General features: G+C 64.9%; 15 protein-coding genes. 10 read left to right on the top strand and 5 right to left on the bottom strand.

What is annotated here, in order from left to right; all coding sequences use genetic code 11:
* Nucleotides 1–250: 250 nt before the first annotated feature.
* Complete coding sequence (locus tag ATO6_RS08280) at nt 251–703, bottom strand: hypothetical protein (protein ID WP_088623522.1); 453 nt, start codon at nt 701–703, stop codon at nt 251–253.
* Between the two features lie 563 nt (nt 704–1,266).
* Between ATO6_RS08280 and ATO6_RS08285 the strand changes: the two genes are divergently transcribed.
* From ATO6_RS08285 to ATO6_RS08300, 4 genes are all read left to right on the top strand, one after another.
* On the top strand, nt 1,267–1,479 hold the full coding sequence (locus tag ATO6_RS08285; protein ID WP_088623523.1) for a dodecin: 213 nt from the start codon (nt 1,267–1,269) through the stop codon (nt 1,477–1,479).
* A gap of 84 nt (nt 1,480–1,563) precedes the next feature.
* A complete protein-coding gene (locus ATO6_RS08290) occupies nt 1,564–1,776 on the top strand; it encodes a hypothetical protein (protein ID WP_088623524.1) in 213 nt (70 codons plus the stop codon).
* A 130-nt stretch (nt 1,777–1,906) separates the two neighbouring features.
* Nucleotides 1,907–2,782, top strand: coding sequence for a DUF1353 domain-containing protein (locus tag ATO6_RS08295; protein WP_088623525.1), 876 nt, complete (start codon nt 1,907–1,909; stop codon nt 2,780–2,782).
* A 96-nt stretch (nt 2,783–2,878) separates the two neighbouring features.
* Nucleotides 2,879–3,061 (top strand): hypothetical protein, encoded by a 183-nt coding sequence (locus ATO6_RS08300; RefSeq protein WP_088623867.1) that lies wholly within the window; start codon nt 2,879–2,881, stop codon nt 3,059–3,061.
* A gap of 17 nt (nt 3,062–3,078) precedes the next feature.
* Here ATO6_RS08300 and ATO6_RS08305 read toward each other — a convergent pair whose 3' ends face one another.
* A complete protein-coding gene (locus ATO6_RS08305) occupies nt 3,079–3,840 on the bottom strand; it encodes an alpha/beta fold hydrolase (protein ID WP_088623526.1) in 762 nt (253 codons plus the stop codon).
* A 122-nt stretch (nt 3,841–3,962) separates the two neighbouring features.
* Between ATO6_RS08305 and ATO6_RS08310 the strand changes: the two genes are divergently transcribed.
* Complete coding sequence (locus ATO6_RS08310; RefSeq protein ID WP_088623527.1) at nt 3,963–4,337, top strand: hypothetical protein; 375 nt, start codon at nt 3,963–3,965, stop codon at nt 4,335–4,337.
* Here the strand turns inward: ATO6_RS08310 and ATO6_RS08315 are convergent.
* Nucleotides 4,288–5,169 carry a DUF817 domain-containing protein gene (locus tag ATO6_RS08315; RefSeq protein ID WP_088623868.1) on the bottom strand — a complete coding sequence of 294 codons (882 nt, stop codon included), beginning with the start codon at nt 5,167–5,169 and terminating at the stop codon, nt 4,288–4,290. The genes ATO6_RS08310 and ATO6_RS08315 overlap by 50 nt on opposite strands.
* A gap of 246 nt (nt 5,170–5,415) precedes the next feature.
* Between ATO6_RS08315 and ATO6_RS08320 the strand changes: the two genes are divergently transcribed.
* Nucleotides 5,416–6,714: a hypothetical protein gene (locus ATO6_RS08320; RefSeq protein WP_088623528.1), complete on the top strand. Its 1,299-nt coding sequence runs from the start codon at nt 5,416–5,418 to the stop codon at nt 6,712–6,714.
* 138 nt (nt 6,715–6,852) lie between these two features.
* Here the strand turns inward: ATO6_RS08320 and glyA are convergent, their stop codons facing one another.
* Nucleotides 6,853–8,136: a serine hydroxymethyltransferase gene (gene glyA / locus ATO6_RS08325; RefSeq protein WP_088623529.1), complete on the bottom strand. Its 1,284-nt coding sequence runs from the start codon at nt 8,134–8,136 to the stop codon at nt 6,853–6,855.
* A 183-nt stretch (nt 8,137–8,319) separates the two neighbouring features.
* On the opposite strand from glyA, the gene ATO6_RS08330 reads away from it, so the two are divergent.
* From ATO6_RS08330 to ATO6_RS08340, 3 genes are all read left to right on the top strand, one after another.
* Entirely contained in the window at nt 8,320–9,081 is a 762-nt protein-coding gene (locus ATO6_RS08330; RefSeq protein ID WP_088623530.1) for an NAD kinase, read from the top strand.
* A 59-nt stretch (nt 9,082–9,140) separates the two neighbouring features.
* A complete protein-coding gene (locus tag ATO6_RS08335) occupies nt 9,141–10,076 on the top strand; it encodes a helix-turn-helix domain-containing GNAT family N-acetyltransferase (RefSeq protein ID WP_088623531.1) in 936 nt (311 codons plus the stop codon).
* A gap of 82 nt (nt 10,077–10,158) precedes the next feature.
* Nucleotides 10,159–10,356, top strand: coding sequence for a CsbD family protein (locus ATO6_RS08340; protein WP_088623532.1), 198 nt, complete (start codon nt 10,159–10,161; stop codon nt 10,354–10,356).
* 66 nt (nt 10,357–10,422) lie between these two features.
* Here the strand turns inward: ATO6_RS08340 and prpE are convergent, their stop codons facing one another.
* Nucleotides 10,423–12,321 carry a propionate-CoA ligase PrpE gene (gene prpE / locus ATO6_RS08345; RefSeq protein WP_088623533.1) on the bottom strand — a complete coding sequence of 633 codons (1,899 nt, stop codon included), beginning with the start codon at nt 12,319–12,321 and terminating at the stop codon, nt 10,423–10,425.
* A gap of 492 nt (nt 12,322–12,813) precedes the next feature.
* On the opposite strand from prpE, the gene ATO6_RS08350 reads away from it, so the two are divergent.
* Entirely contained in the window at nt 12,814–13,335 is a 522-nt protein-coding gene (locus ATO6_RS08350; RefSeq protein ID WP_088623534.1) for a hypothetical protein, read from the top strand.
* The last annotated feature ends 2 nt before the right edge of the window (nt 13,336–13,337 follow it).

A 13,337-nucleotide genomic window follows, 5' to 3' on the forward strand; every position in this document is an offset into this window, starting at 1 on the left:
GTATCGCCGGTTCTGTTCGCTGGGCATCCACGCACAACCGGTCTTGTGCACTTCGTGGTCGCCGTTCGCTTGAGCGTTCATGTTCACGTAGTAACGCGCCATATCGAAATCCTCATGATTCATGGCATTGATTACCGCAAGGATTTCAGTGAGAGTTTGGATGTGAGTCGGCTCTCGGGGAAACCCTTGCGAGTTGATGGGGAGGGCCAGCTAATGCTGGCCTTTTCTCATGTATTGTGTCTCGTCTTCGCTATCTCCTTTTCCACTCGTCCCGAATTTTGAATGCTGATGTCGCAGCTCGACTTGGCGCTGCCGATAAGGTCATCACTGAACGGCACTTTTCGGTAAGCGACCAAAGCCCTGTCTCTTCGTTCAGTGCCACCTCCCCATCCGCCTTGAGGCGAGAGAGCTGGGGTGACAGACTGGTCCTTGCAACTTCAGTCCCATGAGCATCGTTGATCCAATTGATGATCTGATCGGATGTTCCTCCGCGATTTTGCTTCAAAAGCACACTGCGAATCATATCCTTAATCGTTAGCCGCCCTTCACTTTCGGGGGCCTGCAGCTTTTGACGTTGACCGGTCTCAAGCGCGGTTCGAGCAAGCCTAAGAGCCGACAGCTCTTCTTGAAGCCGCGCCCTTTGTTGGACGATCTCCTCTTCCCGCTTTTCGAAGTAAGTCCAGATGTCGAGTTCTTCGGGCATCACTAGCCTCCTTTAGCCAAATGTAGTCGGTCTTGCCGGGCGGTGCAAGTCTTGTCAGTGAGTGGCTCTGTCTTGGACTCCATTACCATATATAGTAGTTCAAATGCTGACTCGCGACGACTCAATGTCTATATGTGGTAGTTTTGCTCCGATACTCCGTTTCGATTGATCATTTTCTTTTGGGGGGATGTTTATGATGTGTTCCGGTTTGCCGCAGTCTCGCCGTATTCTTCTGGGGTCTAAGTCGTCCATATTTGCGGAAGTTCTTCTTTTCCGGCCTCCCCCGCCCGCCCCCAAGGCCGGGCTGCAGCTGCCGTTCGACCGGCTTTCGCCGTGCCAATGTCGCGACTGTCCCGTCTCACCCCGGCAGGCGCATTGGCGCCAGCCCAGGCAGGCGCAGCCCTCCCCGATTGGCTTCACTCTCGCCACAAGCCTCCGACACCGGAACGCCCCACGCCCCACGCCCCTCGGCGCTCCCCCGCCGTCGCGACCGGCCTCCGCCCTACACCTCCACCCGCTTCGCCCTACCTGCTGAGGGAAACCCGACGCAGGAGGAGCTTCCCATGTCAGAACACGTCTATCCCGTCACCGAGGTCTACGGCTCGTCCGCCACCTCGATCGACGACGCCATCCGCAACGCCGTCTCCACGGCCAGCGAGTCGATCCGCCACGTCGAATGGTTCGAGGTCACGCAGGTCCGCGGCCATGTCGGCGAGGACGGCAAGGTCGCGCATTTCCAGGTCGGCGTGAAACTCGGCTTCCGGCTCGAGCGCTGAGGCGCACGGTCCGGGCGGGCAAGGCGCCCCGCCGGGAACCGCGCCTCCTGCCCAAGCGTTTTGCAGGGGCAAAGGAGGTGCATCATGCACACACGTCTCAGCTGGGTCTTGGGCGTCCTTTCGGTCGCCTGCATCGCCGGCGCGGCGCTGATCGTGGCCTTCGCGCTCGGCTATTATTCTGTACCGTCGATCCTCGTCTCGGGCCTTGTCGGCCTGGTCCTAGGCACGCCGCTCGGGGTCTACCTGTCCAAGCGGATCAAGCGCGAAGACCCGGACTGGCCGCCCAGCAGGGCCTGACGCAGAGTGCCGCCGCGCGGGGCAAACCGCGTGATGGGAGCGGGACTCCGGCCCGTCGGGCTTGAAAGGCGGACGGGCAAACTGCAATGTCGGGTGAATTGAAGTTCGATTTACCTACACGGATTGTCCCATGCGTTTTCCTGCACTGGCAACGGCGCTTTTCGCCCTGTCCTCATGTGCCGCCACACTGCAACCCGGCGGCACCGATCCCACCGAAGGGCGCAACTTCTGCGCTGTCTCGACCTCGCCTGTCTGCCGTTTCCTCGATGCGCCTGTCAGGCTGTCCAACGAGGAGGTCAGGCTGCCGGGGCGGCCCTACAGGTTCTACCCGATCTCGCGCCGCCTGAACTTTGTCGACGGGTCGGGCCGGCCATGGGTCGCGCCGGTCGGCACGCTGACGGACGGGGCGTCGATCCCGGTGATGTTCGCGTCCATCGTGGGCAGCCCGACCAGCCCAGAATTCGTCAACGCTGCCGCGCTGCACGACGCGATGTGCGGCATCGGGAACACCGAACTGCCAGGGTTCCACTCGGCGACATGGGAATCCACGCACCGGATGTTCTACGACGCCCTGCGGGTCGGCGGCACGGACGAGAAGCGGGCCAAGATCATGTTCGCCGCCGTCTACCTGGGCGGGCCGCGCTGGATCCCCGGTGACAAGACCTTCGACATCCGCCAGCTGGCCGCGTCCGACCCGCGCATTTCGACGCAGGGCACCGGGGCGGTGCGCACGCGGGGGCTGAGCGGTCAGGCGCTCGGCACGGTGGACGAGGCGGGGATGAAGCGGATCCTGCGCGCGACCATCGCCTATATCGAACGCGACAATCCCCCGATCGGCGCGATCGAAGCCTATATCACGACGCAGGAAGGCGTCTCGATCGCCGAGGCCATGGTGAACGAACATCAGGGCGGGGTGGATATTGGCGAGGAACCGGCGCCGGTCGAGGAGCCCGAACCCGAGACCGAGTATCCCTACGACGGAGAGTTCTACAATCGCGCAGATTGACCGGGACGGACAGCGCCCGCGCGTGATCTGGATCAAGGCATCGCATTCCGGATCTGCTATGTAAAAGGCAGGTCCACGACCGCGATGGAGACCACGATGCTGCGACTTGCCTCGATCCTCTACAGCCTGATCGGCACGACGCTGGCCGGGACGGCGGTGATCGCCGTGCTCACGATGGGATACGGCACGCTGGGGCCGATCCTTGCCGGTGCTGCGGCGGGGTTCGTGATCGCACTGCCGGTGACCTGGATCGTCGCGCGGCGGATCGTGAACGGATAGGCCCCGCCCGTCCGGGTTCAGTCCCGGCCCAGCCAGGCCGAAACGGCGGCCTCGAACTCCCGCGGTTTCTCGGCATGCAGCCAGTGTCCGGCGCCGGGGATCTTGAGGAAGATCGCCTTGGGGAACAGGGCCTTGATGCGGTCCCGATACTCCGGCTTCACATAGTGGGACTCGGCCCCGGTCAGGAACAGGGTGGGGCGGTCAAAGGCGCCATCCAGGTCTTCCGGCCAACCGACGATGCCTTCCATCTCGCGCGCCAGCGTGTCGAGGTTCAGCCGCCAGCGCTTTTCCTTGAGATCGAGCGACTGCGTGAAGAAGGTTCGCAGGGTCGGATCGTCGATCGTCGGCGCCAGTTGCGCATCGGCATCCGAACGCCGCTCGATGGTGGAGAGGTCGACGGCGCGCATGGCGTCGATGTTCTGCATCTGGGCATGGCCGTAGGCGACCGGCGCGATGTCCGCGACGATCAGCCGGTTCACCAGCTCCGGCCGGGTCAGCGCCAGCACCATCGAGGCCTTGCCGCCCATCGAATGGCCCATCACATCGGCGCGGCCGTGGGGGGCGATCACCTCGGCCAGATCGCCGGCCATGTCGCGGTAGCCATGGGTGTCGAACCATGGGCTGTCGCCGTGGTTGCGCATGTCGACTGCGATCACGTGCCGGTCCGCCGACAGGCGCTTGGCGATCACGCCCCAGTTGCGGGCCGAGCCGTAGAGACCGTGGGCGATCAGCAGGGGCGGACGGCCGTCGGGCGCGCCATATGTGACGGTGTTCAGCATGGGAACTGGGTAAACCCGGTCCGGGACCGGCGCAAGTGTGTCGACAGACTGTTGCCGATCCCGCGATTGTTACACGCCGGGCTGCGGCCTATCAGGAAAGACGGGCAATACGGGGCTGTGTCTTGACCGGGGGCAAGGAAATTTCCGCTCATGTCCAGCGGCTTGAGAAGCTGCTGGCGGCGAAGTACGGCATTCGGGACGTCGGGCTGGAGCAGGGGCTCCGCAAGGCGGGGCGCCGCATTCCGCGCCGCCTGCGCAGGTCCGGCCGCGCGGTGGTCGAGGCGCAGCGCGTCGCGGGCCATCCCCGGCTGGTCCACCAGATCGACACCGCCCGGGTATCGGCAGAAGCCGAGCGGCTGGCGGCCCATCTGGAGGCGATCGACACCGCGGACCGGCGCAAGGGCATGATCCTGTCCGTCCTCGGCTCCGTGGCCTTCAACCTGTTGCTTATGGGCGGCCTGTTCCTGGGGTTCGCGCTGTGGCAGGGCTGGCTTTAGGCGCGGTCGGCGGGGCGGGGCGACAGGCGTCGCGGAACACCAGCAGCACCGTTGCCAGTGCCACGTAGACCAGCAGATACCACGACCCCGCAAGGCGGAAGCTGACGGCATCCCATCGGGCCTGACCGGCGTAGGCCCAGGTTCCGGTCAGCGTTCCGATGTTCTCGGCGATCCAGAGCAACCCGGCAACCATCAGCACGGCCAGCACAAGCGGGACGGAGCGGTGGCCGTCCGGGCGCGGGACCCAGATGCGGGTGCGGAAGAACAGGACAACCGTCGCGGCGAAAAGGACAAGCCGGATGTCCGGCAGATAGTGGTGGGCGAAGAAGTTCACGTAGATCGCCCCGGCCAGCACTGCCACCAGCGGAAAGGGCGGGAACGGTGCCAGCACGATCCGGTAGAGCCTGAGCGAGCGGGCGATGTAGCTGCCGAGCGAGGCATACATGAACCCGGTGAAGAGCGGCACGCCGAAGGCCTTGATGAGCCCGGGTTCCGGGTAAGACCAGCTGCCCGCGCCGACCTTGAACCACTCCATGACGGTGCCGGTCAGGTGGAACAGCAGGATCACCTTTGCCTCGTCCAGCGTCTCCAGCCGGAAGGCGAGCATGAGGATCTGGGTGACAACGGCGATCACGACCAGCGCGTCGTAGCGGGCCAGCGCCCAGTCGGGCTGCCATATCGCCTTGGTCACGATCAGGGCGGCCAGGATGATCACACCGAACAGCCCGGCCCAGAGCTGATGCGCGACGAACAGCACGGCACCGCGCAGTCCGCGCGGAAGGTGCCCGCGCAGCCACGCATCCGAGCGGGTTTCGATCTGCAGTTTGTCCATCGGCATTTTCGCGGGCGATCAGGCCACCGGCGCGGCGCATTGTCCAGAGGGGTCGGCGCGTGACGCCGTGGCGTCGCGGGTCCTGCTGCTTGCAGGGTCACTGCCGCGCGATATTTTTTACCTATTCAGATCAATGTGTTGTGTGGCGTTGTTCCCGTGGTCCCGGACCGGACACATGCCGGCCCAAGTCTCGTCATGTCCTGCCGATAGGTCCGGAGGTCCGAAAAAGAAGACAAGGATGAAATCATGAAAACGGCCTGCGGGCTCGCCCTGCCATTGCTATTCAGCCTCCTCGCTTCGCCTGCCTTGGCCGAGATCGATCTGACCAAGGCCCCGCGCGAGGTGTCCGGCGTCGCCCCGGGCATGACGCTCGAAGAGGTGGAGACCGCCCTGAACGCCAGGGGCATGGTCCGGCTCGATGGAAAGAACATCGAGGTCGAGGGGGCGGGTGTCGGTGTCTTTGCCACCTCCTATGCCTACGGGAATCCGGCAAACGGCGACCTGATCCACGTCGAGGCTGCCCAGACCGAGATGGCGCCCGTCTACCGGGTGTCCGCCTTCTTTCCGCTGGGTGCCGCATCGCCGCTGACGCCCGAGATCATCGCGAATTTCGGCCAGCCGGCCTGCGACGATTCCGATTTCCGCTACGATGCGGAATGGCAGTCCGCGGACCGGGCGAACTGCGCGGTGGAGCTGTCCAACCCGACCAAGGGCATGCCGCAGGCGGCGCTCAATTACCTTTCCGCCCCCGATGCGCCACGCTACACGGCCATTTTCGGCGCGGTGCAGCCGGAGCTCGGGCTTTTCTCGCTGCAGGACAACCGGCTGGCGGCCGAACTTCAGACGTCAGACTTGGCGCCCGAGGCGGCGGAGGCCACACCGGCCTATGATGTGCAATCCGCGCCCGGTATCGCCCTGCAGGGCGTCGCGCCGGGCATGGGGTGGTCAGAGGCCGCGCCGATGCTGGAGGAGCGGGGATTCAAGCGGAGCAAGCGCGTCGAGGCCTTCAAGCTGAGGGCCGGGCTGGGGGTGTCGCAGACGCTGACCAAGGTCGATTTCCACAAGACTCCCGGCGGCGACCAGCCGAACCAGCTCGTCAGCTTGTACCTTCGGGACGACGGGATCATCTGGCAGGTCTATTTCGGCATCAGTTTCCCGGTGAACGGGCCCTACGGCAATCCGGACGATATCAAGCGCCTGGTCCGCGAGCGCGTCGCCAATGTCACGCCGCGCCAGAGCAAGTGGGATGGGGAGCCCCGGAAGAGCGGGGACAGCGGGCTTTACGTCCTGAATTTCGACATGTCCCCGCGCGCGGACGGCGACCATGCGAACGTCTACGATGTCTGGAAACATATCGTGGAAGATCGCGCGGATCTGCCCCGCTCGGATTATCTGACGCTCAGGGTCGATGTGAGCGAAAACAACGCCGGAGTCAGGTGGGCCAAGCTTGTGTCGCGCAACACGCAACTGCTGGTGTCGCACATGGTGCGGGAACACGACCGCCTGATCGCGATCGAGCCGGAACAGAAGAGCGTCGATTTCTGAGATCGGCGTGCCGCGACCGACAGGGGTGAAGGGCCCGGCCCAACCGTTGTCGGGAGGTCCGGCGCAGGCTCTTGCTCCCTGTGCCGGACGTTCGACCGGAGCAACAAACGCTGCTCCGGTCGGAAAAGTTCTCGGGGATCAGAGGTCGGGGTAGAGCGGGAAGCGCCCGCAGAGGTCGGAGACCTCGGCCCGGACCTTGGCCTCGACCTCGGCGTTGCCGTCGTCACCGTTGGCGGCGAGGCCATCGACGACCTCGACGATCCAGTCGGCGATCTGGCGGAACTCGGCCTCGCCGAAGCCGCGGGTGGTGCCCGCGGGCGTGCCAAGGCGGATGCCGGAGGTCACGAAGGGCTTTTCCGGGTCAAACGGCACGCCGTTCTTGTTGCAGGTGATGTGCGCACGGCCGAGCGCGGCCTCGGCGGCCTTGCCAGTCACCTTCTTGGGGCGCAGGTCGGCCAGCATCAGGTGGTTGTCGGTGCCGCCGGAGACGACGTCGATCCCGCCCTTCATCAGCTGGTCGGCCATCGCCTGCGCGTTCTTGACGACCTGCGCGGCGTAGTCCTTGAAGCCGGGCTTCAGCGCCTCGCCGAAAGCCACGGCCTTGGCCGCGATGACATGCATCAGCGGGCCGCCCTGCAGGCCGGGGAACACGGCGGAGTTCACCTTCTTGGCGATCTCCTCGTCATTGGTGAGGATCATCCCGCCACGCGGGCCGCGCAGCGACTTGTGCGTGGTCGTGGTGCAGACATGGGCGTGGGGCAGAGGCGAGGGATGCACGCCGCCGGCCACGAGGCCCGCGATATGCGCCATATCGACCATCAGGTAGGCGCCGACCTCGTCCGCGATGGCGCGGAAGGCGGCCCAGTCCCAGACGCGGGAATAGGCGGTGCCGCCCGCGAGGATCAGCTTGGGCTTGTGCTCCAGCGCCTTGGCGCGGATGTCTTCCATGTCCAAGAGCTGGTCCTGCTGGCGCACGCCGTAGGACACGACGTTGAACCACTTGCCCGACATGTTGACGGGCGAGCCGTGGGTCAGGTGCCCGCCGGAGTTCAGGTCGAGGCCCATGAAGGTGTCGCCCGGTTTCAGCAACGCCAGGAACACGGCCTGGTTCATCTGCGAACCGGAGTTCGGCTGCACGTTGGCGAAACCTGCGCCGAACAGCTCCTTCGCGCGCTCGATGGCGAGCGTCTCGGCGATGTCCACATACTGGCAGCCGCCGTAGTAGCGCTTGCCCGGATAGCCTTCGGCGTACTTGTTGGTCAGGACGGAGCCCTGCGCCTCGAGCACGGCGGCGGAGACGATGTTTTCCGAGGCGATCAGCTCGATCTCGTCGCGCTGGCGGCCGAGCTCCTTGGTGATCGCGTCGAAGATTTCCGGATCGCGCTCGGCGAGGGGGGTGGAAAAGAAGCCGACATCCTTCATGGGAATGGTCCTTCCGTGGGCGTTTCGTTGCCGCTTCCTAACGGGAAACAGGCCGCCACAAAAGATCGGTAAGCGACATAATCTTCATGAAAACGGTATCGGCGGCACTCGGGCTGGCGCGTCCGGGGCGGATGTGCTTCTTTCGGAACCGGATGGGCGCCATGGGAAACAGGATCGCTGAGCATGGGATTGAAAGTCGCCCTCGTGGCGAGCAATGCCGTTGAGGCACAGGCGGCCCTTTCCGCACTCTTGGCGCGCTATGACAGCGTGCCCGAGGCCGAGGCGGATGTCATCGTCGCGCTTGGCGGTGACGGCTTCATGCTGCACACGCTGCACCGGACGCAGGACCTGATCGCGCCGGTCTATGGCATGAACCGCGGCACGGTCGGGTTCCTGATGAACGAATATTCCGAGGACGGGCTGCTGGAACGGGTGGCGCTGGCCGAGGAAGAGGTCATCAATCCGCTGTCCATGGTGGCGACGCAGACCGACGGGACCGAGCGGCGGGCGCTGGCGATCAACGAAGTGTCGCTGCTGCGCGCCGGGCCGCAGGCGGCCAAGCTGAGGATCAGCGTGGACGGCAAGGTGCGGCTGGAGGAACTGGTCTGCGACGGGGCGCTTGTGGCGACGCCGGCCGGGTCGACGGCCTACAACTACTCGGCGCACGGGCCGATCCTGCCGATCGGGGCGGATGTGCTGGCGGTGACGGCAATGGCCGCCTATCGCCCGCGCCGCTGGCGGGGGGCGCTTCTGCCCAAGACCGCCCATGTGACCTTCGACGTGCTGGAGCCTGAAAAGCGACCGGTGATGGCCGACGCGGACAGCCGGTCGGTGCGCGAGGTGGTCAAGGTCGAGATACGGTCCGAGCCCAGCATCTCGCACCGCATCCTGTTCGATCCGGGCCATGGCCTCGAAGAACGGCTGATCTCCGAACAATTCGTGTGACGCCTTTCGGCGTCAGATGACCGCTTGACAGGTTCGGGAATATGTTGATTTAGTCAATCATGACCGAGTCAACATCACTCCCCCGCGCCGTCTCCGAAGCCCGTCGTTTCACGCGGTTCTACACCAGCTTCGTCGATGCCCTGTCCGACCGGATGCTCCGGAGCGATTTCTCGCTGCCGCAGGCGCGCGTGATCCACGAGATCGCCACCGGGCCCAGGCAGGTGCAGGCCGCGGACATCGCCCGCGCGCTCCGGATGGATGCCGGTCAGCTGTCGCGGGTGCTGGCCTCGCTCGAGGAGGCGGGCGTCGTCGAGCGTGAGCCGACCGAGGCCAATGCGAAACGTCTGCGGATCGCGCTGACCGAGACGGGGCAGGCTGCGTTCCGGTCGCTGGACGGCATGTCGACGCGCCAGATGAGCGCGGCGCTCGGCGTTCTGACGCCTGAGGACCGGACGCGGCTGATCCGGGCGATGCGGCTGATCACGCGGCTGCTCGGCAACCGGCCGCATCCGGCGGTTCCGGTCGAACTGAGGGCGCTTGAACCGGGCGACCTTGGATGGGTCATCCGCCAGCAGTCCCGCCTTTATGCAGCGGAATATGGATGGAATCACGAGTACGAGGCGCTGGTCACGCGGATCCTCGGCGATTTCGCGAGCCAGCATGATCCGTCCTGCGAGCGCGGATGGATCGCCGAGATCGACGGCGATCCGGTTGGCGCGGTATTCGTGGTGCGCAAGGACGACCGGACCGCGCAACTGCGTCTGCTGCATGTGGAAGGCGCGGCGCGGGGCCGGGGTGTCGGCAGTCAGTTGGTCGATCAGGTCATCACGTTTTCGCGCGGGGCGGGGTATCAGCGGGTTGAGTTGTGGACCAACGACGTCCTGCGCGCGGCGCGGCGGATTTACATCCAGGCGGGCTTTCAGCTGATGCGCGAAGAGGCGCACCACAGCTTTGGCAAGGACCTGAACGGACAATTCTGGGGTCTCGATTTGTGAGGGAACCGCGCCTCGGACCTGCGCGTTTTTCCTGCAAGACGGGACGATGTGTCCCGCCGGAGACAAAGGAAGGAGATCCGAGATGAACTGGGATCGTATCGAAGGCAACTGGAAGCAGCTGAAAGGCGAGGCCCTGTCCCAATGGGGCAAGCTGACCAATGACGACCTCGACGTGGCCGAGGGCAACCGCGAGAAGCTCGTGGGCCGTGTTCAGGAACGCTATGGCATCGCAAAGGACGAAGCCGAGCGCCAGGTCGACGACTTCGCCAACCGTATGTGATTTACGAGTTTCGAATGAAGGAAGGGCGCCGGTTTTCCGGCGCCCTTTCCGTGTCTGCGGGTCGGATCAGGCGGTTTCCTTGGCCAGCCCGATGGATTTCAGCGCCTCGCGGATTTCGTCGAGGATCGCGGGATCGTCGATGGTCGCGGGCATCTTGAAGTCTTCGCTGTCCGCGATCTTGACCATCGTGGCGCGCAGGATCTTGCCCGAGCGGGTCTTGGGCAGGCGATCCACCACCACCGCCGACTTGAAAGCCGCCACCGGGCCGATCTGGTCGCGGACCATCGCCACGCATTCCTTGACGATGTCCGCATGCGGCCGGTTCACGCCCTTGGTCAGGCAGACGAAGCCGACCGGCATCTGGCCCTTCAGCGGGTCGCTGACGCCGATCACCGCCGTTTCCGCCACATCCGGGTGGTTCGCCAGAACCTCCTCCATCGCGCCGGTGGACAGGCGGTGGCCCGCCACGTTGATGACGTCGTCGGTGCGCGCCATGATGTAGAGGTAGCCGTCCTCGTCGATCATGCCCGCATCGCCGGTCTCGTAGTAGCCGGGGAAGGTGTTGAGGTAGCTTTTCCTGTAGCGCGCCTCCGCGTTCCAGAGCGTCGGCAGCGTGCCCGGCGGCAGCGGCAGCTTGACCGCGATGGCGCCCAGTTCGCCCGGTTTCATCTGGTGCCCGGCCTCGTCGAGGATCTGCACGTCGTAGCCCGGCATCGCGACGGAAGGGGAGCCGACCTTGACCGGCAGCAGCTCGATCCCGACCGGGTTGGCGGCGATGGACCAGCCGGTTTCCGTCTGCCACCAGTGGTCGATGATCGGCTTGTCCAGCATCCGCTGCGCCCAGTGGATCGTGTCCGGATCGGCGCGTTCGCCGGCCAGGTAGACCGTTTCGAGGCAGGTCAGATCGTATTTCTTCAGGTATTCCCCGTTGGGATCCTCGCGCTTGACAGCGCGGAAGGCGGTCGGAGCGGTAAAGAAGCTGCGGACGCCATGGTCGCGGACCACCCGCCAGAAGGTGCCCGGATCGGGGGTGCCGACCGGCTTGCCCTCGAACACGATGGTCGTGTTGCCGTGGATCAGGGGCCCGTAGCAGATATAGCTGTGGCCCACGACCCAGCCGACATCCGAGGCCGCCCAGAAGACGTCGCCGGGATCGACGTTGTAGACGTTCTTCATCGACCAGTTCAGCGCGACGAGGTGCCCGGCGGTCGGGCGGATGACGCCCTTGGGCTGGCCGGTCGTGCCGGAGGTATAGAGGATGTAGGCGGGGTGATTGCCCTCGACCGGAACGCATTCCGAAGGTTCGACACCGTACTGGAAGGCGTGCCAGTCGAAATCGCGGCCCTCTTCCAGCTTGGCGACTTCCTGTTCGCGCTGGAAGATCACGCAGAAATCCGGCTTGTGCTCGGCCTGCGCGATCGCGCCGTCGAGCAGCGGCTTGTAGTGGACCACACGGCCCGGTTCCAACCCGCAGGAGGCGGCGATGATCGCCTTGGGCTGGCAGTCGTCGATGCGGACGGCGAGTTCATGCGCGGCGAAACCGCCGAAGACGACCGAATGGATCGCGCCGATCCGGGTGCAGGCCAGCATCGCCTCGATCGCCTGCGGGACCATCGGCATGTAGATGATGACACGGTCGCCCTTTTCGATGCCCTTGGCCTGAAGGGCGCCGGCCAGCATCGCGACGCGGTTGCGCAGTTCGGCGAAGGTGATCTTCTGCACGGTGCCGGTGATCGGGCTGTCGTGGATGATCGCGACCTGCGCGCCGCGCCCGTTCTCGACATGCCGGTCCACGGCGTTCCAGCAAGTGTTGACCTTGCCGTCCACGAACCATTCGTACAGCGGTGCGTTCTCGTCAAAGAGCGCCTTCGACGGCTTCTCGATCCAGTCGATGGCCTCGGCCTGCTGCATCCAGAACCCGTTGGGGTCCGACTTCCAGCTCTGGTAGACGTCCGCGTAGCTCATCCGCATGCTCCTCCATCCCGCGTGCGTGCAATCTGACACGTCTGTTAGACCTGCGCGAGTCGGTCGTTCAAGCCGTCTGCCCGCGCCCTCACGCCGCAGGCAGCGTGTTTTCAGCGGGTTTTTGACGTAAGGTCACAGGTTTTTACAAGCACTGACTTTGCTTGAAAATTTCTTCTCGCGCTTTGCGCCCCGGAATTGTCGGCCAGAGCTGTGATCACAACTCGTGACAGGTCGCGAAAGTCGCTTGCGAATCTCGTCTGGCAGGCAGTTGGATTTCGGCAGGGACCGCATGCCGCGGCCCCTTATTCAGGGATGCACGCCCATGGGCGACAAGAAGCCGAAGCCGGCCAAGCCGGCTGACAAGACCGTCAAGAAATAGGACGGGAGGAGCCGCGCGCCGCCGTCCCTCGGCGGCGGCGCGCATTGGACGTCGGCCCGAAAATTGAACCTTTTCCGCCGCTTTTGCGTTGTCCGCTTGAAAGGATGATGCAGATGAAACTTCGCTCCACCACCCTGACGATAGCACTTGGCGCCGTTCTGGCGGCCGGAACCGCCCATGCCGCCGAGGGCCTGCGCCCGACGCCCGTTGCCCTGCCGCAGGGCATGCAGGTCGATACCCCGACCGAGGTCGTGAAGGACCGTCTGGCCGCATCCTGCGCCGGCAGTTTCGCGACCGGCGAGTTTTTCGAAAGCAGCACCCAACTGGACGGCATGGCCGGCAGCGACATCGTCTTCGACTACGGCGAGGCGACCTGCGACGGCGAGCCGATGATGGAATGGTGCGGCACCGGCGGCTGCATCCGCTCGATCTGGCTGTCGGATGGACGTGGCGACTATCGCGAGATCTACGAGGGCCCCGGCTGGAACGTGGCGGCAGGCGCTCATGAGAGCGAAATCGTCATCGACGCGCATGGCGCACACTGCGGCGTCCCCGGTTTTCAGGGCTGCAGCGTGACCTATCGCGTCTCCGCCTCCGGTCTGGACGAAGTCTCGGCCGAACCGCTGACGCCCTGACG

Origin of the sequence: Oceanicola sp. 22II-s10i, assembly GCF_002210105.1 — a bacterium.
Taxonomy (GTDB): domain Bacteria; phylum Pseudomonadota; class Alphaproteobacteria; order Rhodobacterales; family Rhodobacteraceae; genus Pseudooceanicola.